This is a genomic window from Enterobacter cloacae complex sp. IR5412 (assembly GCF_049237385.1).
Taxonomy (GTDB): domain Bacteria; phylum Pseudomonadota; class Gammaproteobacteria; order Enterobacterales; family Enterobacteriaceae; genus Enterobacter; species Enterobacter intestinihominis.
The window spans coordinates 232,344-252,940 of the sequence record NZ_JBMKHQ010000004.1 but is presented as its reverse complement, the minus strand read 5'-3'; the positions used below and the strand labels follow the sequence as shown (position 1 = coordinate 252,940).

At 55.4% G+C, this 20,597-nt stretch carries 18 protein-coding genes and 1 tRNA gene; 13 read left to right on the top strand and 6 right to left on the bottom strand.

Annotated features, from left to right (window positions below):
* Positions 1–6: 6 nt before the first annotated feature.
* Entirely contained in the window at positions 7–528 is a 522-nt protein-coding gene (gene sfmF / locus ACOTX2_RS09895; protein ID WP_022647310.1) for a fimbria assembly protein, read from the top strand.
* Between the two features lie 50 nt (positions 529–578).
* Here sfmF and fimZ read toward each other — a convergent pair whose 3' ends face one another.
* The 3 genes from fimZ to ACOTX2_RS09880 form a co-directional block, all read right to left on the bottom strand.
* Complete coding sequence (fimZ, locus tag ACOTX2_RS09890) at positions 579–1,211, bottom strand: fimbria biosynthesis transcriptional regulator FimZ (protein WP_022647311.1); 633 nt, start codon at positions 1,209–1,211, stop codon at positions 579–581.
* A gap of 806 nt (positions 1,212–2,017) precedes the next feature.
* Complete coding sequence (locus ACOTX2_RS09885; protein WP_023299489.1) at positions 2,018–2,734, bottom strand: response regulator transcription factor; 717 nt, start codon at positions 2,732–2,734, stop codon at positions 2,018–2,020.
* Positions 2,735–2,758: 24 nt separating this feature from the next.
* Positions 2,759–3,421: an EAL domain-containing protein gene (locus ACOTX2_RS09880; protein WP_032670951.1), complete on the bottom strand. Its 663-nt coding sequence runs from the start codon at positions 3,419–3,421 to the stop codon at positions 2,759–2,761.
* A 303-nt stretch (positions 3,422–3,724) separates the two neighbouring features.
* Here ACOTX2_RS09880 and ACOTX2_RS09875 point away from each other — a divergent pair.
* Positions 3,725–3,801 (top strand) — tRNA-Arg (locus ACOTX2_RS09875).
* A 129-nt stretch (positions 3,802–3,930) separates the two neighbouring features.
* Here ACOTX2_RS09875 and ACOTX2_RS09870 read toward each other — a convergent pair.
* The gene (locus ACOTX2_RS09870) at positions 3,931–4,221 is read right to left on the bottom strand and encodes a hypothetical protein (RefSeq protein WP_022647314.1); all 291 of its coding nucleotides are present in this window, start codon (positions 4,219–4,221) and stop codon (positions 3,931–3,933) included.
* 308 nt (positions 4,222–4,529) lie between these two features.
* Here ACOTX2_RS09870 and ACOTX2_RS09865 point away from each other — a divergent pair, with 308 nt between their 5' ends.
* The 10 genes from ACOTX2_RS09865 (at position 4,530) to ACOTX2_RS09820 (ending at position 16,861) form a co-directional block, all read left to right on the top strand.
* Entirely contained in the window at positions 4,530–4,958 is a 429-nt protein-coding gene (locus tag ACOTX2_RS09865; RefSeq protein WP_045621279.1) for a glycine zipper 2TM domain-containing protein, read from the top strand.
* Positions 4,959–4,968: 10 nt separating this feature from the next.
* The gene (locus ACOTX2_RS09860; RefSeq protein ID WP_023305620.1) at positions 4,969–5,688 is read left to right on the top strand and encodes a lipopolysaccharide core heptose(II) kinase RfaY; all 720 of its coding nucleotides are present in this window, start codon (positions 4,969–4,971) and stop codon (positions 5,686–5,688) included.
* A gap of 149 nt (positions 5,689–5,837) precedes the next feature.
* Positions 5,838–6,113, top strand: coding sequence for a DUF1471 family periplasmic protein YahO (gene yahO, locus ACOTX2_RS09855; RefSeq protein ID WP_022647318.1), 276 nt, complete (start codon positions 5,838–5,840; stop codon positions 6,111–6,113).
* A gap of 200 nt (positions 6,114–6,313) precedes the next feature.
* Positions 6,314–8,497: a TonB-dependent receptor gene (locus ACOTX2_RS09850; RefSeq protein WP_023299498.1), complete on the top strand. Its 2,184-nt coding sequence runs from the start codon at positions 6,314–6,316 to the stop codon at positions 8,495–8,497.
* A 127-nt stretch (positions 8,498–8,624) separates the two neighbouring features.
* Positions 8,625–10,598 carry a PhoX family protein gene (locus ACOTX2_RS09845; RefSeq protein WP_063147962.1) on the top strand — a complete coding sequence of 658 codons (1,974 nt, stop codon included), beginning with the start codon at positions 8,625–8,627 and terminating at the stop codon, positions 10,596–10,598.
* A 102-nt stretch (positions 10,599–10,700) separates the two neighbouring features.
* Complete coding sequence (pheP, locus tag ACOTX2_RS09840; protein ID WP_022647321.1) at positions 10,701–12,086, top strand: phenylalanine transporter; 1,386 nt, start codon at positions 10,701–10,703, stop codon at positions 12,084–12,086.
* Between the two features lie 316 nt (positions 12,087–12,402).
* A complete protein-coding gene (locus ACOTX2_RS09835) occupies positions 12,403–13,638 on the top strand; it encodes an MFS transporter (RefSeq protein ID WP_023299501.1) in 1,236 nt (411 codons plus the stop codon).
* A 15-nt stretch (positions 13,639–13,653) separates the two neighbouring features.
* On the top strand, positions 13,654–14,679 hold the full coding sequence (locus ACOTX2_RS09830) for a sugar phosphate isomerase/epimerase family protein (RefSeq protein WP_063147963.1): 1,026 nt from the start codon (positions 13,654–13,656) through the stop codon (positions 14,677–14,679).
* Complete coding sequence (locus ACOTX2_RS09825) at positions 14,672–15,814, top strand: Gfo/Idh/MocA family protein (RefSeq protein ID WP_063147964.1); 1,143 nt, start codon at positions 14,672–14,674, stop codon at positions 15,812–15,814. Before ACOTX2_RS09830 ends, ACOTX2_RS09825 begins: the two co-directional genes overlap by 8 nt.
* 75 nt (positions 15,815–15,889) lie before the next feature.
* Positions 15,890–16,861, top strand: coding sequence for a LacI family DNA-binding transcriptional regulator (locus ACOTX2_RS09820; protein ID WP_063147965.1), 972 nt, complete (start codon positions 15,890–15,892; stop codon positions 16,859–16,861).
* Here the strand turns inward: ACOTX2_RS09820 and ACOTX2_RS09815 are convergent, their stop codons facing one another.
* Both ACOTX2_RS09815 and ACOTX2_RS09810 read right to left on the bottom strand, forming a co-directional pair.
* The gene (locus tag ACOTX2_RS09815; protein WP_023299505.1) at positions 16,862–18,106 is read right to left on the bottom strand and encodes a mechanosensitive ion channel family protein; all 1,245 of its coding nucleotides are present in this window, start codon (positions 18,104–18,106) and stop codon (positions 16,862–16,864) included.
* Between the two features lie 67 nt (positions 18,107–18,173).
* The gene (locus tag ACOTX2_RS09810) at positions 18,174–19,610 is read right to left on the bottom strand and encodes an MFS transporter (RefSeq protein ID WP_058646010.1); all 1,437 of its coding nucleotides are present in this window, start codon (positions 19,608–19,610) and stop codon (positions 18,174–18,176) included.
* Positions 19,611–19,717: 107 nt separating this feature from the next.
* Here ACOTX2_RS09810 and ACOTX2_RS09805 point away from each other — a divergent pair, with 107 nt between their 5' ends.
* Complete coding sequence (locus ACOTX2_RS09805; RefSeq protein ID WP_022647328.1) at positions 19,718–20,587, top strand: helix-turn-helix transcriptional regulator; 870 nt, start codon at positions 19,718–19,720, stop codon at positions 20,585–20,587.
* Positions 20,588–20,597 lie beyond the last annotated feature (10 nt).

Genomic DNA, 20,597 nt, shown 5'->3' with positions numbered 1-20,597 from the left:
GCAGGTATGCGAAACGGAATGCGGTATATAGCCGTCGCGCTCTTTGCGCTTTGCTCCCCTGCGCACGCAGAGACAGCGCTTGGGGAAATTAACATTCAGCTCTATGGCAATATCGTGGATTTTACCTGCGTGGCGGAGGGGGACGACAGCAATAAAACCGTCACGCTCGGCACCTGGCCCACGAAACAGCTCCGCACAACGGGAAGCCGGACGCAGCCTGTACCGTTCACCCTGAAGCTGACCGGATGCCCGCCGGGGGCGGCTTCGATCACATTTACGGGGAAGATGGACGGGCATGATAACAGCCTGCTGGCGCTGAATGATGCCAGCGCGGCCAGTAACGTGGCCGTGGAGATCCTCGACCGGGATAAAACGCGCCTCGCGTTGCAGCAGGCCAGCCAGACGGTGTCGGTGGATGCGCAGGGAAATGCCGAACTGTCGTTTTATGCCAATTATATCGCCACGGCGGATAACCCGCAGCCGGGCCGGGCTGATGCCGATGCAACTTTCATGATTAATTATAATTAATCGTATCCCCTCTCCCTGTAACGGTTATATGTTGCAGGGAGAGGGAAGGATTACAGTAATTCGTGCGCTTTCGCGTAATCAATTAATTCAACGATACTTTGTACGCCCAGCTTGGAAAAAATATTAGACTTATGGGCGCTAATTGTTTTGTTGCTAAGTAATAATTGATCCGCAATCTCCTTATTAGATAATCCGTTCGCCAGATATCGCAGAACCGTCACTTCACGATTCGATAATGGCATATCCACAGCGGCGCCAGTCCGGGAGCCTATATGGTTTATAAAACTCAATGTTTCTGACGGGAAAAAAGAATAGCCCGTCAGTATCATTTCCACCGCGTTATAAATTTCCCCCAGATCTTTCCGCTTACTGACAAAACCATTTGCCCCGGCGCGGATGGCGCGCCCTGCGTAGAAGGCTTCAGATTTCGAAGAGAGGAAGAGAATCTTAATATCTTTATTTAAGTTTCTGATTCTTTTCAATAATACGAAGCCGTCCGTGCCTGTCATTTCGATATCGAGAATGACCAGGTCGATGGGGTGGTTGCGTATACAGTCAAGCACTTCGTGGCTGTCGCCTGACTTCAGTTTGACCTGGATGTTTTTATTTTTCTGTAGCAGGACTTCTATCGACATTCTGACGATAGGGTGTTCGTCCATAATGATAACGGATGCCGGTTTCATTTTTTATGCCTCAGATTGTTAAAAGCGTTATGCTGAGTTTTGTTAAAACTCTCGAAAAGCCGGAAGGATAATTACGCAGATCCTTGTACGGTAGATCCCTGGGAAGAGCGAAAGCATCCTTGTTTACGTAGTGGTGATATCAATGCCTGAGCGCAGTTATCTCATAAGGCTGTTATGGCAAAATGATTTTTCTTATTCGCGTGTCAAACACGTCTTATTATACCGTTTAAGTATTGTCCGAAAAGCCTGTAAATTAATGTCCATATATTGATGATTATTATCTTCTGTATCTGAATCGCTAACTTTTTAAAATTAGCAAAAATGTCCTGATATTGCATTTACCACACAGTTTCATCTTTATGTAATAACAAAAAATAAACGATCTTACTGTATGTTGATCAAATGTTAACAATACGCAGGTCGTGACAAAGTGCTTTTCGCCTGTCCGCTACCTCTGATGTCCGCTCTTTAGCGCGTCATTGCCTCATTTCTAACACCTCAGGCCAGGAGGATGATCCCTTCGTCAAAACAGCACTATCTGCTGTTTTCTTCACCTCTCATCGCTTTTATTTACAGATAAATCGCTTGTTTTTACACCATTATCATCCTGTTAACGGAAACGTCAGAAACTTAACGCATGGATAAAATGACTCTCGTTTAGCGTACAGGCAGCATTTCGCATGGTTTAAGTTGAAGAATTAGGAATAGTTATAAAATCGAAAGTTTTGTTAAAAAACACAAAAAATTAACATATGTCCTAAGTATTTTCTTAAAGGTCTTTAGGAATTAATGGGTTACTGAATACGTTAATACGTGAAATCTGAAAGGTTGTTGAGAAGATGTAGCAACTCATGACGATGATTCAGCCCAAGTTTCGCCAGGATGCAGCTGAGACGGTAAATAATGCGGCTATAGGGGCGGTTCTGTAACTGAGCAATCTGTCGCAGGGTGCTACCCTGCGACAGCGCCTGCAGGATCGGCCATTCATCACGTGAAAACCACTCTTTCCGGTGGCCGGCGGGTGACGGCGCTTCCAGCAAGGTTTGTTGCAAAGCCCGCGGCGTAAGTTGCCGTTCAATCACATGAAAAGGGCCAGCCGCTTTGCAAAACAGGCGTGTATCGTAATCATCGGCGCGGATGAGCAGGTAGGGTGTCAGGTAGGGGGCGAACAGGCTGTGGCGTCGTAATCGGTCCAGCAGGTCAATAAGCGGCGAGGCGCGGCTTTCTACATCTACCACCAGACGTGATGAAGGCCACTGATTCAGATCGCTGAGGGCGGCTTCCAGGGTGGAATAGTCACAGCAATTGCTCAGGGGAGAGTGCCCGCTCAGAAAACCGGAACGGAAAAAGTTATCCTGTGTGACCAGGACGATAAAGGGAGCATCGGTTTTGCGGGTCTGGTTGATTGACTGGCTCAAATATTCGAGACGATCAAAAAATGGGAGAGCAAAAGGCGAGTGCGTTGAACCCGGTGAATCACTTCCTGTCCGACGACGCCGGTAACGGCGTACTGTCATTCGCATAGCTTCCCTCTTGGCGATGACCGTTCAGTCCTCCTGCCATCTCCAGGATGGCCAATAATATCCCTGACCGAAGCGCGCGCCAGCCTGAAGCGCAAACTTACGGTCCGTTTCTGTTTCAATGCCTTCTATGAGTACATTTTCAGCAATTTTTGAACAAAGCGTGACCAGGTTTGCCAGCGCTGGCGTTGCACGTAAACGCCAGAAAGCGATCTTATCGATTTTTATTCCGCTTAACGGCATGCGGCAGGATAAAAACGCGCGCCCTGACGCTTCATCAATGTCATCCAACCAGATCCGATGTCCTTGCGCCGTCAACTGCTGAAGCGCACAACTCACCCTCAGACGTGCCGGGTCTGAGAGAGAAAAGAAGGAAGCAGGTTCCACGAGTTCAATGTTCAGCGGTGGGCTGTTAAGTTGCAGTAAACGCTGGAACATTTCCGGTATGGTCAGAACGGTTATCGGCAAATTTATGAAAAGGTTGTCGCAGGGAAAGGGTTTTTTTAACGCAGCGATCTGAGCTTCCAGCAGCATAAGCGCCCGAGCAGCGGACCAGTCGTGAAAAAAGCCTTCGCTTTGCTGATGCGGTGACAGCACGCTGAGCACTTCAGCCCCTACCGTGCGCGAAGAGGAGAGGGCGACAATGGGTTCAAGCTTGATGCCTGTAATGTCGTGTGAGATGTGCTGCACGCACGAGGGGAAACCTGTCTGGTCTGGCGCTGTCACTCCGTCGTCCTGTTCATTTCCAGCCTCCAGGCGGCCGGGATACCGCAGGACAGTGTGAAGGGGAAGTAAACAGGAAAACAGCAGGCGTTACTTAAAAGCGGCTAAGCCTTTTCGCAGCCCGTAAAAGAGGGATAAATGTTGAAAAAACAGCCGTATTTACAATCAGCTAGTCATTAACGGCAGAGAAGGTGGAAAAGGCATTGACTCACTACGCATTGACCGTATAATTCCAGGCGTTTCACCACCGCGAAGTACACTCTTCTCCGTGCGCCCTTAGCTCAGTTGGATAGAGCAACGGCCTTCTAAGCCGTAGGTCGTAGGTTCGAATCCTACAGGGCGTGCCATTAACCCTCCGGCACTCAGCCGTTCCTGACCAGCCTGAATCGTGTTTTCATTACCTTTAATAACTGGCCTTCCAGGGTCATACGACACATTGACTTTTCCCCCAGCTTACTTGCCGGGGGAGAGCGCCATCAGTGCCCTGTAACGGCCGCGGCGGCGACCGGATGGTCAGCGTTAGCGACCACGGTTGCACGGGCGACGGGATGATAACTACCGTCTGTTGCGGCTGCGACGGCGACAGGGTGATCGGCAGATACCACCGCCGTGGTGCGGGCGACAGGATGGTTACCTTCACCGGTGGCCGCCGCAACGGCAACAGGATGATCGGCGGAGGCGACGGCAGTGGCACGGGCTACCGGATGATTTGCAAATGCAGAAAATGATGCCGCAGTGAAAGCCAGAGCGAGAATGACTTTTTTCATACTATAACTCCTGATGTTTTCCCTGTATGGACAGGGACCATTATTTTAATAACGATGATTGGTAATTATTGAGAATTGTGCAATGGATATTGCTTCGTCTGAATCAAATACTCTGACAATGTATCTGGAAAACACGTTATTGATAATTGAAGCCAATATACCTTTCCAGTTTTAAATTGTTTATTTTTAAATTTATGGTCGTTTTGTGTAAAAATAAATTATTTGCCTGGTAAAGCATATTTAGCTAAAGGAGATGATTTTTCGCCGGGCAGAATAGTGTCACCTTCAATGTATAAGAAAGGCTTAAAATGAAAAAATATTTACTCATCGCGTTGAGCTTTCTGGCTATCACCAGTCCGGCGAGTTACGCTGGCATCCGATCGCTGGTGGAGGATGGCACGGTTCTGCAGAGCCAAATTATTACGCATACCCGAGAAGGGTATCACCCGCTGCGTACCTTAACCGCGGGCACGATTGGTGGCGTAGTGGGTCACCAGTTCGGTAACGGCAAAGGGAAAACCGCCATGACGGTAGCCGGTGCAACAGCCGGGGCGGCGGCTTCTCATAACCGGCAGTCTTACGAATTGGCAGCACAGGAAGTGAAGTTACTTATCAAGACTCAATCCGGGCAGACTATTCAGGTGGTGCAGCACAATAATGGTTTGACATTTAACCCTGGCGACAAAGTTCGTATCATCACAACGGGTTCTAATACCACCGTGGAAAAATCATACTAAGCACATTATTATGATTACAAAAATGAAATACCGTGGTTTTCACGTCTGTTATAAAAATAACGATACACGATACCTGGAAATACTGGACGATATATTGTCCTGTAATGTAAAACGACTCAGCGTTCAGATGGTATTTAAAAGCCTTCCGCATACCCACGTCTCTTTACTGAATACCCCCTACGGACAGTTTGTATTAAAGATTTACTCCCCCAGGAAAAAAAGGATAGAAAAATTTTTCAAATCGTTTTTTACGCCCAACCCCAACGAAAATTTGATTGAGCGGATCGACTATGCTGGCAGGCAAGGTCATACCTTCCCGAATGATTTTTATCTCCTGGCTGAACGCCGGATTTTCAGATTCGCAAAAATCTCGCTCATGTTGTTTGAGTATGTCCCCGGTCCGGAGTTACGCGTTCTTCCCGCGATCACGCCGGACATAAAGCGTGAAATCCGACACAGTATGCAGAAAATGCACAATCTGAAAATCATTTCCGGGGATGCGCACGGCGGGAACTTCATCCTGAGTGAAAAAGGAATAAGGATCATCGATCTGTCCGGGAAGCGTTGTAACGCGAAAAGGATTGTTGAAGACAACGTGACGGCCAGCCTGCGCATTGGTATTCCCATTGAATCCCACCGGCGTTGGGAAAAACGCCTGATCGCAAAAAAAATCAGACGACACCATAAAATCGTCCAGAGGAAGTATCTGGCGCGTTCAAATACCGCTTAAACCCTTTATTCATGCAGGACAACAGCCTGTTATAAAAGAATTTTCCCTGGTATATGGCATTTTCGCCAATCCTCTACCATGCTCATTACACCTCACCGTTTCGCGTGGGGGCTTTTCGTAGTTGCTCATTAATCTTAAGGAAAAAGTTTATGAAAAAAACGACTGCTATTTTGTTGGGCACCGCGTTTCTGTTTACCACCAACGCCTTTGCGGCTGAAATGATGACAAAAAACGAATTCGAAAAAGTTGAGTCTCAGTACGAAAAAATCGGTACCGTGAGCACGGCTAACGAAGTCTCTGTCGACGATGCGAAAAAAGAGCTGGTCGAAAAGGCCGATAAAGAAGGTGCTGATGTGCTGGTGCTGACTTCCGGTAATACAAACAACAAAATTCACGGCACCGCCGATATTTACAAGAAAAAATAACGCTTTAGCAACCACCCCTGTCTGGGGGTGGTTGTGCGCCGTACTTCTCCCCCACATCGTTTTTAACCTCTTCTCGCGCAGTGCTCCTCGTTGACGCTTGATTACGTATATATAATGCGTATAGTTCTCATTTGCATTTCATTTGATAAATACTAAGGCCCGACAACGGGCCATTTTTGCGCGCACGTTAAGAGCTCATTATGAACAACACCACAATGCACAAAACGCTGCTGGCGATTGCCATCGGCGCGGTTACACACTCCGCCTTTGCGGCGGAAGAGAAAAAAGAGGACACCATCGTGGTCCAGTCCACGGCGGGGAGTGATTTCAAACCCGGCGGTGACCAGCTGCTTCCGGCCTTCCTCGACGGCCAGGTGGCTAACGGCGGACGTATGGGGATGCTCGGGCAGCAGAACGCCATGGACGTGCCGTTCAACATCATTAGCTACACCTCGAAGCTGGTGGAAGATCAGCAGGCGAAAACCATTGCTGACGTGGTCGCTAACGACGCGGGCGTGCAGTTCGTTCAGGGGTACGGCAACAGCGCGGAAACCTTCCGTATCCGCGGCCTGAAGTTTGACGGCGACGATATGACCTTTGGCGGATTGTCTGGCGTACTGCCGCGTCAGGTGGTGGATGCCCAGATGGTTGACCGCATCGAGATCTTCAAAGGGGCCAATTCCCTGATGAACGGCGCGGCCAGCTCGGGCGTGGGCGGGATGATCAACCTTGAGCCAAAACACGCGGGCGACATCCCACAGGCGAAAGTGGGCGTCGACTACACCTCGGATTCCCAGATTGGCACCACGCTGGATGCGGGGCGTCGCTTTGGCGATAACGACCAGTTCGGCGCGCGGGTGAACCTTGTGCATCGTGAAGGCGAAACCGGCGTGCCGAACGACCGCCGCCGCACCACGCTGCTCTCCACCGGTCTGGATTACAAAGGTGACCGTTTCCGCACCTCGCTGGACCTGGGCTATCAGAAAAAAACCTTCCACGGCAGCCCGACCAGCGTCAACATCTCGGCGGTGGACTTCGTGCCTGAACCACCGAAGAACGATCGCAACTTCTCGCAGAAGTGGGCCTACAGCGATATCGAAAACGAATTCGGCATGTGGCGCAGCGAGTACGACATCACCGATAGCTGGACGGCCTATACCGGCCTCGGCGCACAGCACGCGCACGAAGAGGGGATCTACAGCGCCCCGAAGCTGATGGATAAAAGCGGTAATGCGACGGTCAGCCGCCTTGATACCAACCGCATCAGCGATTCCGTCAGCGGCATGGCGGGCATTCGCGGTAACTTCATGACCGGCTTCGTCTCGCACAAGGTGAATGTCGGGTATTCGGCGATGACCAAAAACGAAAAAATCGCGTGGAAAATGTCTGCCGCGGCGGATAACCCGACCACCAACATCTACCACAACACTGGCGTTGCTATGCCGGACAGCAGCAACTTCAGCGGCTCAGGCGGCAAATACAGCGATCCGCTGACCAGTGGGCGCACCCGCACGCAGGGCTGGCTGTTGAGCGATACCCTGGGCGTGCTGGACGACAAACTGCTGTTTACCGCAGGCGCACGCCATCAGAAAGTGGTGATTCGCGGGTACAACAAAATTACCGGTGCGGAAAACGACGCGGACGGTTTTGACGGTAGCCGCTGGATGCCAACCTACGGCGTGGTCTATAAACCGTGGGAGGAAATTTCCCTCTACGCCAACCACACCGAGGCGTTACAGCCCGGTGAAACCGCGCCTCGCTCAGCAAACAACTACGGCCAGAGCACCGGTATCGTGCACTCTAAGCAGAACGAAGTGGGTGTAAAGGCGGACTTTGGCCGCGTGGGCGGCTCCCTGGCACTGTTTGAGATCAAAATGCCGTCGGCTATCCTCGACGACAGCGGCCACTACGGCCTGGACGCTGAACAGCGTAACCGTGGCGTGGAGCTGAACGTTTTCGGCGAGCCAATGCTTGGGATGCGTCTGAACGCCAGCGCCACCTGGCTTCAGGCCGAGCTGACCAAAACTAAAAACGGCGTGAACCAGGGGAACGACGCGATCGGTATTCCGAGCTTCTACGCCGTGCTGGGGGCAGAATACGATATCAAGCCGATTGAGGGCCTGACGGCGACCGCGCGCGTTAACCACTCCGGCACGCAGTATGCTGACCTGGCGAATACCAAAAAGCTGGACAGCTACACCACGCTGGATCTGGGCATGCGCTATCGCTTCGCGGTGAACCACAATGAAAACCAGATGACCGTGCGCGCAGGCATCGACAACGTGACCAACGAGAACTACTGGTCAAGCGTGGATGATTCCGGTACTTACATCACTCAGGGCGAGCCGCGTACCTTTAAGGTCTCGGTTGGCTACGAGTTCTAAGCGTTCCACCTCGTTATCCGGGGCAGGGACGCCCCAATCCCTTCGTTGTTGTGTTATAAAATTGTAATAAAAGCTTCTTACACTGGTCGCCACATCCTTACCTCTTGGCCAATGACAGGAAGCCGCTATGGGCAGACCCCTCAAATCCGTATTTAAAAAAGAACATCGCGACGATATCAGTAACCGCAGCGCTAACCCGGTATTCTCCGAGGTGGCAGAGGTGTTCCTCTCCCGCCGCCGTTTTCTCCAGATGGGGGCCGTAGCGGGGGCCGCCGTATCATTCCCGTATCTGATCACACCCGAGAATGCCATTGCCGCGGTCTCAAAACCGTCCGCGCTGGCAAAAGCGGTTTCCCTGGGCTTTACCAGTATCGACGTCTCCACGGAAGATACGGTCAGGGTGCCGGAAGGTTATATTGCCCGCCCGTTCTATCGCTGGGGCGATCCGACAGGCATCAAAAACAACATGCCGGCGTTTAAACCGGACGCCAGCAATACCACAGACGAGCAGGCCGTGCAGGCGGGCATGCACCACGACGGCATGGCGTGGTTTAGCCTGCCGCAGGGGGGGCAAAGCCCGGAGCATGGCCTGCTGGCGCTGAACCATGAATACATCGACAACGGAATGCTGTTTACGGACGGTACGGCGAACTGGAGCCTCGACAAAGCCCGCAAGGGGCAGAACGCGATGGGCGTGTCGGTGGTGGAAGTGAAAAAAACGGGCAACGGCTGGGAGGTGGTGCGTCCGTCTTCGTTCGCCCGCCGTATTACCGTCAATACGCCGATGCAGCTTACCGGCCCGGCGCGGCATCAGGACTTAATGAAAACCGCCGCCGATCCGCAGGGGGAACGCGTTCTGGGCACCATGCAGAACTGCGCCAACGGCCACACGCCGTGGGGGACCTATCTCACCTGCGAGGAGAACTGGTCGGACATATTTGTGAAAAAAGCCGATCTCAACCCGCTGGAAAAACGCTACGGCATTAGCGACAGCGATGAATCATACCGCTGGAACGAGGTGGATGAGCGGTTCAGCGTCGATAAAACCCCTAACGAACCCAACCGTTTCGGCTGGGTCGTGGAAATCGATCCCTACAACCCGACCTCCACCCCGCGCAAGCACACCGCGCTGGGCCGCTTCAAGCATGAGGGGGCAGCCGTCACGCTCGCCGCCGATAATCGCGTGGTGGTTTATATGGGTGACGACCAAAAGTTTGAGTACATCTATAAATTTGTTTCGGATAAAAAATACGATCCCGCGAACCGCGAAGCCAATATGCAGCTGCTGACGTCCGGCACGCTGTACGTCGCCAGGTTCAACGAAAACGGCAGCGGCGACTGGCTGCCGCTTGTCTTCGGGCAAAATGGCCTGGATAAAAGCAACGGTTTTGCAAGCCAGGGCGATCTGCTGATTAAAACCCGTCTGGCGGCCGACGTGGTGGGGGCAACGAAGATGGATCGCCCCGAGTGGATAGCCGTCGATCCGCACGCCAGCGGCAGCGTCTACTGTACGCTCACCAACAACAGCGATCGCGGGAAAGAGGGCAAGGCACCGGTCGATGCTGCTAACCCGCGCGCCAACAACGTGTATGGGCATATTATGCACTGGCTCGAAGAGGGGGCCGATCCTGCCGCCTCACGCTTTAAGTGGGATATTCTGGTCATGGCCGGGCGCACCGACGGCGACGATCCGAAGGCCAAAGGCTCGATGCAGGGCGCGGAATTTGGCAGCCCGGACGGCCTGTCGTTTGACCACCAGGGCGTCCTGTGGATCCAGACCGATGTCTCCTCCAGCACCATCAATAAGAAAGCGTACGAGGGGATGGGCAATAACCAGATGGTGGCTACCATTCCAGGCACCAACGAGTATCGCCGATTCCTGACCGGGCCGCGCGGGTGCGAAATCACCGGCATTGCGTTTACGCCAGACAACCGGACGCTGTTTATCAACATTCAGCATCCAGGGGAGGGCGGGGATGATATTACCGACCCGGCCAACCCTCGCGCTGTTTCCAGCTGGCCAGACGCGAGTCCGAACGGGCGTCCGCGATCGTCAACGGTGGTGATCGTCAAAGCAGACGGCGGGATCATCGGGTCGTGACGTTTATCCGCCGGGCGCATGCGCTGGCCCGGCGTTAAGCTTGCTACCACCAGCATGAAGTGTTAAAACGTGCCCCTTCTAAAAAAGAGACAGGGGTAGGGCGTGAAAGACGCGTCATCCGCTTCAGGCCATGGTAGCGCTGAAGCTTCGTCGGATCAGAGTCCGACGCTGCAACGTGGTTTGCAAAATCGACATATTCAGTTAATTGCCCTTGGCGGCGCGATCGGTACCGGGCTGTTTCTCGGCATCGGCCCCGCCATTCAAATGGCTGGTCCGGCGGTTCTGCTGGGTTACGCTCTCGCAGGGATTATCGCCTTCCTGATCATGCGCCAGCTCGGCGAGATGGTTGTTGAAGAGCCGGTGTCCGGCTCCTTCGCGCATTTTGCCTATAAATACTGGGGTCCGTTCGCAGGCTTCCTCTCCGGCTGGAACTACTGGGTGATGTTCGTGCTGGTGGGCATGGCGGAGCTGACCGCCGCAGGCATCTATATGCAGTACTGGCTGCCGGATGTCCCGACGTGGATCTGGGCGGCGGCCTTCTTCTTCATCATTAACGCCGTTAACCTTGTGAACGTGCGCCTGTATGGCGAGACCGAGTTCTGGTTTGCGCTGATCAAGGTGCTGGCGATTATCGGCATGATCGGCTTTGGCCTGTGGCTGCTGTTCTCCGGCCACGGCGGCGAGCGTGCATCGATCGACAACCTGTGGCAGCACGGCGGCTTCCTGGCGACTGGCTGGAAAGGGCTGATCCTCTCGCTGGCGGTCATTATGTTCTCCTTTGGCGGTCTGGAGCTGATAGGTATTACCGCTGCTGAAGCGCGCGATCCGCACAAAAGCATTCCGAAAGCGGTCAACCAGGTGGTGTACCGTATCCTGCTGTTCTATATCGGCTCGCTGGTGGTGCTGCTGGCGCTCTATCCGTGGGTGGAAGTAAAATCTGACAGCAGCCCGTTCGTGATGATCTTCCATGACCTGAACAGCAACGTGGTGGCTTCCGCGCTGAACTTCGTCATTCTGGTGGCGTCTTTGTCGGTGTACAACAGCGGGGTTTACTCCAACAGCCGCATGCTGTTTGGCCTCTCCGTACAGGGCAACGCGCCGAAGTTCCTTACCCGCGTCAGCCGTCGCGGCGTGCCGATCAATTCGCTGTTCCTTTCCGGCGCTATCACCTCGCTGGTGGTGCTGATCAACTATCTGCTGCCGAAAGAGGCGTTTGGCCTGCTGATGGCGCTGGTTGTCGCCACGCTGCTGCTGAACTGGATCATGATCTGCCTGGCGCACCTGCGCTTTCGCGCCGCGATGCGCCGCAAGGGGCGCGAGACGCAGTTCAAGGCGCTGCTCTATCCGGCGGGGAACTACATCTGTATCGCCTTCCTCGGCCTGATTCTAGTGCTGATGTGCACCATGGATGAGATGCGCCTGTCAGCGATGCTGCTGCCGGTGTGGGTGGTGTTCCTGTTTGTTGCCTTTAAACTCTCTCGAAGGTAAAAGCAAAACGGCAACCAGGTTGCCGTTTTTAGTGTTTGCACCCTCTCCCTGTGGGAGAGGGCCGGGGTGAGGGCACCAGACCGCACCACACTGCCCGCCTTCACGCCCGGTGGCGCTGCGCTTACCGGGCCTACATGTTCGGGGACGTTATTTAGTAGGCCGGGTAAGGCGAAGCCGCCACCCGGCACCTCCGCTTCACCATTATCGTGACCCCTCTCCCAATTCTGTTTCGATCCACAGGATCTTTGTTTTGTAATCGATTACTTTTCATTTGAACTAATTTGTAATCGATTACTTTTTCCGGGTGAGGCTTATCATGGTGTCAACTGAGAGTAGTGAAAAGGCGATAACGCAGCACCGGCTGCTGGTGCCGCGTCTGTCGCTGATGATGTTTCTGCAATTTTTTATCTGGGGTAGCTGGTCGGTCACGCTTGGCCTGGTGATGACCCGGCACAACATGTCACTGCTGATTGGCGACGCGTTCTCAGCCGGGCCCATCGCCTCCATTCTTTCGCCGTTCGTGCTCGGGATGCTGGTGGACCGCTTCTTCGCTTCACAGAAGGTGATGGCGGTGATGCACCTCGCGGGCGCGGCGATCCTCTGGTTCGTGCCGGGGGCGCTGATTGCTGAGAACGGCGCGCTGCTGATTGGCCTTCTGTTTGGCTACACGCTCTGCTACATGCCAACGCTGGCGCTCACCAACAACATCGCGTTCCACAGCCTGGCAAACGTGGATAAAACCTTCCCGGTGGTGCGCGTGTTTGGCACCATCGGCTGGATCGTGGCGGGCATTTTTATTGGCGTCACCGGCGTGGCGTCCAGCGTGACCATCTTCCAGGTAGCGGCGGTCAGCTCCGTGCTGCTGGCGCTCTATAGCCTGACGCTGCCGCACACGCCTGCACCGGCGAAAGGCCTGCCTGTGAAGGTGCGCGATCTCTTCTGCGCGGACGCCTTCGCGCTGCTCAAAACCCGCCACTTCTTCGTCTTCTCCGTCTGCGCAATGCTGATCTCCGTCCCGCTCGGCACCTATTACGCCTACACCGCCTCGTATCTGGCGGATGCCGGCATTGCCGACGTCAGCACCGCCATGTCCTTCGGGCAGATGTCTGAGATCGTCTTCATGCTGGTTATTCCGCTGCTGTTCCGCCGCCTGGGCGTGAAATATATGCTGCTGATCGGCATGCTGGCGTGGTTCGTGCGTTATGCCATGTTCGCGCTGGGCGTCAGCGAGGAGGGGCGCATTCTGCTGTATCTGGGCATTCTGCTGCACGGCGTCTGCTACGATTTCTTCTTTGTCGTCGGCTTTATCTACACCGACCGCGTGGCGGGAGAAAAGGTTAAAGGCCAGGCGCAGAGCATGATCGTGATGTTTACCTACGGCATCGGCATGCTGCTCGGCTCGCAGATTTCAGGGGCGCTTTACAACCGCCTGGTGGCAGGGCAGACCGTGCCGCAGGCGTGGGTTACATTCTGGTGGATCCCGGCGGTGGCTGCCGCGGCGATCGCGCTGATTTTCCTTCTCACGTTTAAGTATGACGATGACAAGGCGTAATGTTCTGGAGGTGGTATGAGGACAATGAAAGGACCGGGTATTTTTCTGTCGCAGTTTATTGGCGGGGAAGCGCCCTTCAACACGCTCGACGGGCTGGCAGAATGGGCGGCGTCGAAGGGTTACAAAGCGGTGCAGATCCCCTGCAACCATCCGCATATCTTTGATGTGGAGAAAGCCGCAGAGAGTCAGGCCTACTGCGACGACATCACCGCTAAGCTGGCCGCGCACGGGCTGGTCATCAGCGAGCTGTCGACCCATCTGGAAGGGCAGCTTGTGGCGGTGAACCCGGTTTACAGCGAGGCGTTTGACCACTTCGCACCCGCATCCGTGCGCGATAACGATGCGGCGCGTCAGACGTGGGCAACGGAAAAACTGAAGCAGGCGGCGATCGCCTCGGCCCGATTAGGCCTGAAAGCGCACGCCACCTTCTCCGGCTCGCTGGCCTGGCCGTTTTTCTATCCGTGGCCGCCGCACAACGAGCAGCGTTTTCAGGAGGCGTTCGAGGCGCTGGCAACCCGCTGGCGGCCAATACTGGATACCTTCGACGAGCAGGGCGTGGACGTCTGCTTTGAGCTGCATCCGGGGGAAGATCTGCACGACGGCGTAACCTTCGAGCGTTTTCTGGCGCTGGTGGATAACCATCCGCGCTGCAACATTCTCTACGACCCGAGCCACATGCTGCTTCAGCAAATGGATTACCTGACCTTTATTGATCTCTACCATGCGCGCATTAAAGCGTTCCATGTCAAGGACGCGGAGTTCCGCCCCAGCGGGCGCAGCGGCGTCTACGGCGGCTACCAGCCGTGGATCAACCGCGTCGGACGCTTTCGCTCGCTGGGCGACGGGCAGATCGACTTTAAGGGCATCTTCAGCAAGCTGACCCAGTACGACTACGACGGCTGGGCGGTGCTGGAGTGGGAGTGCTGCCTGAAGGATGGCGATACTGGCGCGAGTGAAGGCAGCGAATTTATCCGCCGCCACATTATTCCCGTTTCCGGACGGGCGTTTGATGATTTCGCCGCAGGGGGCAGCCATGATTAACGTCGGGATTATCGGCAGCGGGTTTATTGGCCCGGCACACATCGAGGCGCTCAGGCGTCTCGGGTTTGTGCAGGTGGTCGCGCTCTGCGACGGTTCGCTCGTTAAGGCACAGGAAAAGGCGCGCCAGCTAAATGTGCCGCATGCTTACGCCAGCGTGGAAGAACTGCTCGCGCACTCCAATCTGCATGCGGTGCACAACTGCACGCCGAACCACCTGCACGCGGAGATTAACCGCCAGATCCTGCGCGCGGGCAAGCACGTGTTTTCCGAAAAGCCGCTGTGCATGACGCCGGACGAGGCGCGCGAGCTGGTGGCGCTGGCAGAGCAGGCGGGCGTGGTGCATGGCGTGAGCTTTGTCTATCGTCAGTTTGCGATGGTGCGCCAGGCGGCGAGCATGATGCGCGCGGGCACCCTCGGGCGGCTGTTTGCCTCGCACGGCAGCTATTTACAGGACTGGATGCTGCTGGAAACCGACTACAACTGGCGGGTGGATGCCGCGCTCGGCGGCGCATCGCGGGCGGTGGCGGATATCGGCTCCCACTGGTGCGATACGGTGCAGTATGTCACCGGCAGGCGCATTACTGGGGTGATGGCTGATTTATCCATCGTCTGGCCGACGCGCAAGGCTAATGTGGCAGGCAATCAGACGTTTACGCACGACGAACATGCTCACTATGAAGATAAACTGGTCACCACCGAAGACTTCGGCTCGGTGCTGTTGCGTTTTGACGACGGCAGCAAGGGCAGCTTTAGCGTCTCGCAGGTGAGCGCGGGGCGAAAAAACCGCCTGACCTTTGAAATTAACGGCAGCGAGCAATCGGTGGCGTGGGATCAGGAAACCCCGCAGCAGCTGTGGATCGGCCATCGCACCCGGGCAAACCAGACGCTCAGCGACGATCCGGGTTTGATGAACCGTGATGTGGCCGACAGCGCCCATTTCCCCGGCGGACACATTGAAGGCTGGCCGGATGCTTTTAAAAATATGATGGCGCAATTTTACCGTGCCGTGCAGGCGGGAGCGATGCCGGATAATCCGCAGTTTGCCACCTTCCACGATGGCGCCAGTGTGATGTATATCCTTGATGCGATTGTGAAAAGCCATCAGCAGCAGCGCTGGGTGCGTGTGGAATACTGACGCATTGCCCGGTTCGCCGGGCAACCAATTTATGGTAGCCTGCACAAAACGCTAACCGCAGGATGTATCGTCGCTATGTCAATTCAGAAAATCGCTCAACTGGCCGGGGTATCCGTGGCAACGGTCTCTCGCGTACTGAATAACAGCGATACCGTGAAGGCGAAAAACCGCGAGCGCGTTTTGCAGGCGATCCAGGAGAGTAACTACCAGCCCAATCTGCTGGCGCGTCAGCTGCGCACCGCCCGCAGCTATATGATCCTGGTGATGGTCTCGAACATCGCCAACCCGTTCTGTGCCGAAGTGGTGAAGGGCATCGAAGCCGAGGCGGAAAAGAACGGCTACCGCATCCTGCTGTGCAACTCCGGCTCGGATATTGAGCGCTCCCGCTCGGGCTTAAGCCTGCTGTCGGGCAAAATCGTCGATGGCATTATCACCATGGATGCGTTCTCGAAACTGCCGGAGCTGGCCGCGCTGATTGGCAACGCGCCGTGGGTGCAGTGCGCCGAATACGCCGATGCGGGCGCGGTCTCCTGCGTGGGGATTAACGATGTTGATGCCTCCCAGCACGTTGTCAGCCAGCTTGCCGACGGGGGCCGCAAACGCATTGCGCTCATCAACCACGACCTCAGCTACAAATATGCCCGTTTGCGCGAACGCGGCTATAAGAGCGTCATACACCTGCGGGATCTGGACTATCAGGCGGTGGAGTACGCCAGTGAGCTCAGCTCCAGTGCGGGCATGGCGGCGATGCAAAATCTGTTAACGGCAAACCCGCCGGATGCGGTGTTTGCCGTTTCCGATACGCTGGCGGCGGGGGCGCTGCGCGCCATTCAGCAGGCAGGGCTGCGGGTGCCAGAAGATATCGCGGTGGTGGGTTTTGACGGCACCGAGCTGGCGGAGATGATTTCTCTCACCACCATTGAACAACCGTCGCGGGATATCGGGCGCAAGGCGGTCAATCTGCTGTTAAATAAGATCGACAACCCGGATGCGCCCACGGAAAGGGTCATGATGGACTGGCGCTTTATTTCCCGCGCCAGCACCTGATTATCTGGCGATGAAGCCAGCCAGCGAGCGAATATCGTTTCCGGTTGGCGACTGGTGAATACGCAGGCCAAATTCATCCACCACCGCGAAAATATGATCGAAGATGTCGGCCTGAATATCTTCGTATTCTGCCCAAATCACCGTGTTGGTAAAGGCATATATTTCAATCGGCAGCCCGTTGGCATCGGGCGCGAGCTGGCGCACCATTAGCGTCATATCTTTACGAATACGCGGGTGGTTACGCAGATATTCATTCAGATAGGCACGGAAGGTGCCGATATTGGTCATCTTGCGCAAGTTTAATACCGATTCCCCTTCGCCGTTCTGCTGATTCCACAGGTTAATTTCCTCGTGACGCGCGGCCAGATACGGCTTCAGTAGTTTCGCCTGAATCAGTTTCTGCTGCTCCTGCTCATCGAGGAAATGAATGCTGGTGGTATCGATATTCAGGCTACGCTTGATGCGGCGACCACCGGAGGCTGACATGCCGCTCCAGTTGATGAACGCGTCGGACACCAGCGCCCAGGTCGGGATGGTGGTGATGGTGTTATCGAAGTTGCGCACTTTAACGGTGGTCAGGCCGATGTCGGTCACCGTGCCGTTGGCCCCGTATTTCGGCATCTCCAGCCAGTCCCCGAGCTTCAGCATGTCGTTGGCGGAGAGCTGAATACCGGCCACTAAGCCCAGTATTGGGTCTTTAAAGACCAGCATCAGAACGGCAGCCATCGCACCCAGGCCGCTTATCAGAATGGCGGGTGACTGACCGATCAGAAGGGAGATAATTAATATTCCCACCAGAATGGCGCTCACCAGCTTGATGCCCTGAAATATCCCCTTCAGCGGCAGCTGTGATGCGGTGGCCATTTTCTGCGACAGATTAAAAATCACATCCAGCAGCGAGAAGAAGGAGAGCAGGGCATAGACCATCACCCACAATTTTGCGCAGGTGGTGAGCATTTCCGCCGCTTCGCTGCCTTTTTGCAGCCACAGAACCGCCTGAACGTTGACGATTATCCCCTGGAGGGTAAACGCCAGACGGTGAAATAACTTGTTCTGCGTAATGATCTGCAACCATAAATGGCTACTGGCCTGCGCGCGTTTTTCGAAGGCGCGCAGCACCACTTTGTGCAGAATAAAATGAACGATAATGGCTGTAAGAAAAATAATACCAAAGATAATCACTAAAGAGGTGGTGTGATTAATTTCAATCCCTAACTCTTCAACCTGAGCAATTAATTCCTGCATAACGTCTCCTGTATTGATGCAGCCCCATAATGGCGGCTGCGGATCTATTATGCAAATTCAGGCAGTTTTATTTTGTCGCCGGACAGGCCTTGACGACCGGTAAACACAGACGATGGCGCATACGCAGCGTGGCCACTGCCAGCACCCCCATCATGGCCGTTTCCACCATCAGGAAGACGTTGACTGCCTGGGTGTAATCTCCGTGATGATTTTGCAGCCCGTGCAGCAAAATCGCGCCGAAAATGGCCGGGCCAAGCCCCAGCGCAGCCTGTTGCAGCGTGCTTAAAATCGCGCTCGCGGACCCCGCGTCGTCAGGCTGAATATCGCGCATCCCGATACGGTAGAAGCTGTTTACAATCAGCGCCTGCCCGTAACCCACCAGCCCGGTGGCCGGGGCCAACGTCAGCGCGGTATTCTGCATCCCCCAGTGACGGAACGTGGCGATCAGCGCCACCAGGCCGACAAGCTGAATCGCAAGCCCGGTCAGCAGGATGGCGCTGGTGCTGTAGCGTGCAATCAGGCGTGGGGCGAACCAGGCGGAAATAAAATAGGTGACGCCGAGCGCGATAAAGCTGTTCCCGGACTGCCACGGCGCCATCCCCAGACCGCTTTGCATGGTCAGCGCCATACAGAACATGAACCCGGACCAGACGCTGAAAAAGAGTATCCCAATCAGCACGCCAAAGCGGATGCTGCGCAACTGCAACAGGCGCGGCGCGATAAGCGGGTGGGCATTCTCACGCTCTTTCTTACGCGCGTTTAACACCATCATAAAGCCCAGCGGCACAATCGCCAGCAGCGCGGCCTTCAGCGGCCACGACCAGTGCCACTGCGGGCCGAGCGCCATCGGGAACAGCAGACAGCACAGTATCGCCGTCAGCAGGACAGTCCCGGTCCAGTCAATGCGCGACGGCGTGTCGCGGCGAGTTTCCGGCACGTAGCGACGGCTCAACGCCAGCACCACCAGACAAATCGGCACGTTGATAAAGAAGGCGTTACGCCAGCCAAGCCCGGCGATGTCCGCCGACACCAGCCAGCCGCCACCCATCTGGCCGACGATAAACGCAATTCCGCCGATACCGCCGAACAGACTGATCGCTTTGGCGTGTGCCGTTCCTTTTAACGTCACGTGCAACGTCGCGAGAATTTGCGGCATGATCAGCGCGGCGCCCGCGCCCTGAATAATGCGCGCGGCAAGCAACTGTTCGATATTGCCCGCCATGCCGCACAGCAGCGAGGCCAGGCCAAAACTCGCCACGCCCCACATAAACAAGCGACGGCGGCCAAGGTTATCGCCCAGCTTGCTGCCGGGGGCCAGGCAGACGGCAAAGGCCACGCCGTAGAGGGCGACGATCAGCTCCAGTTCGGTGGCGGTGGCGTGTAACGAATGGGTGATGGAATCCAGCGCCACGTTGGTGATCGAGGTATCAATCAGCGGCAGCATCTGGCCGGTTAATAGCAATATCAGGCCCGCACGACCCGGTGAAACAACTGACGTATTCATGGTGACTCCATTGCGTCAAACAGCGTAGAGTCGTAGCATCAACCATCTGATAAACGGGTACCAGTTCTTACTTATACTGGTACTGGCACTACCATGCAGGAGATGTTATGGCGCTGATGTCTGAACCTGTCACCTCTCTCCAGGATGACACCCGCAAGCAGCTGGGCGCGTTTTTGCGTGCCCGGCGCGAAAGCCTCGATCCGCAGCGGCTCGGCTTACCGCGCAGCGGCCGTCGCCGCACGCCGGGCCTGCGCCGGGAGGAGGTAGCGATGCTCGCGGATGTCGGTGTGACCTGGTACACCTGGCTGGAACAGGGCCGGGACGTTAATCCGTCCAGCGCGGTGATGGCCGCCATTGCAAAAGCGCTGCAATGCACCCCGACCGAAGCCCGGCATCTTTTTGTGCTTGCCGGTTTGCCGCCGGGCGAAGCCCCGCAGGCGGTGTGCTGTGAGGGGATCAGCGAAGGCACGCGTCGCCTGCTGGATACCCTGATGCCGAAGCCTGCCAGTATTCAGAAACCGAATTTCGATATCGTGGCGTGGAACGACAGCTTCGGACACCTGATGGGCGTCGATTTCAACGCTATCCCGCCGGAAGATCGCAACTGTATTTACCTGTTCCTCACCCATCCGGCGTGGCGCGCGCGGCTCGGCAAACGTGACGACGTGCTGCCGATTTTCGTCTCCTACTTCCGCGCGGCAATGGCTGAGCACCGTGGCGACCCGCTCTGGGAAGCGAAGCTGGCGCGTTTTTTTGCGGTTTCTGAGGAGTTCAAAACCCTGTGGCACCAGCGTAACGACGTGCGCGGCGTGGAGAACCAGCTCAAGCTGTTCACCCATCCCGAGCTGGGGGATTTTCATCTCCAGCAGATGTACTGGTACTCTGCGCCGCGAAACGGATCGCGGCTGCTGGTCTATTTACCGGTGGACGAGGCGGGTGAGAGGGCGATGGCGTGGCTGGAGGCGCAGGGGAAATAAGTTTTTTGCG

Bases quoted from the DNA above. Each gene is read 5' to 3' on its own strand.
- ACOTX2_RS09885 (WP_023299489.1), bottom strand. From the start codon at position 2,734: ATGCGAATGACAGTACGCCGTTACCGGCGTCGTCGGACAGGAAGTGAT.
- ACOTX2_RS09845 (WP_063147962.1), top strand. From the start codon at position 8,625: ATGGGCAGACCCCTCAAATCCGTATTTAAAAAAGAACATCGCGACGAT.
- ACOTX2_RS09815 (WP_023299505.1), bottom strand. From the start codon at position 18,106: ATGCAGGAATTAATTGCTCAGGTTGAAGAGTTAGGGATTGAAATTAAT.
- ACOTX2_RS09820 (WP_063147965.1), top strand. From the start codon at position 15,890: ATGTCAATTCAGAAAATCGCTCAACTGGCCGGGGTATCCGTGGCAACG.
- ACOTX2_RS09825 (WP_063147964.1), top strand. From the start codon at position 14,672: ATGATTAACGTCGGGATTATCGGCAGCGGGTTTATTGGCCCGGCACAC.
- ACOTX2_RS09835 (WP_023299501.1), top strand. From the start codon at position 12,403: ATGGTGTCAACTGAGAGTAGTGAAAAGGCGATAACGCAGCACCGGCTG.
- ACOTX2_RS09865 (WP_045621279.1), top strand. From the start codon at position 4,530: ATGAAAAAATATTTACTCATCGCGTTGAGCTTTCTGGCTATCACCAGT.
- sfmF (WP_022647310.1), top strand. From the start codon at position 7: ATGCGAAACGGAATGCGGTATATAGCCGTCGCGCTCTTTGCGCTTTGC.
- ACOTX2_RS09870 (WP_022647314.1), bottom strand. From the start codon at position 4,221: ATGAAAAAAGTCATTCTCGCTCTGGCTTTCACTGCGGCATCATTTTCT.
- ACOTX2_RS09860 (WP_023305620.1), top strand. From the start codon at position 4,969: ATGATTACAAAAATGAAATACCGTGGTTTTCACGTCTGTTATAAAAAT.
- yahO (WP_022647318.1), top strand. From the start codon at position 5,838: ATGAAAAAAACGACTGCTATTTTGTTGGGCACCGCGTTTCTGTTTACC.
- ACOTX2_RS09850 (WP_023299498.1), top strand. From the start codon at position 6,314: ATGAACAACACCACAATGCACAAAACGCTGCTGGCGATTGCCATCGGC.
- ACOTX2_RS09805 (WP_022647328.1), top strand. From the start codon at position 19,718: ATGGCGCTGATGTCTGAACCTGTCACCTCTCTCCAGGATGACACCCGC.
- ACOTX2_RS09830 (WP_063147963.1), top strand. From the start codon at position 13,654: ATGAGGACAATGAAAGGACCGGGTATTTTTCTGTCGCAGTTTATTGGC.
- ACOTX2_RS09810 (WP_058646010.1), bottom strand. From the start codon at position 19,610: ATGAATACGTCAGTTGTTTCACCGGGTCGTGCGGGCCTGATATTGCTA.
- fimZ (WP_022647311.1), bottom strand. From the start codon at position 1,211: ATGAAACCGGCATCCGTTATCATTATGGACGAACACCCTATCGTCAGA.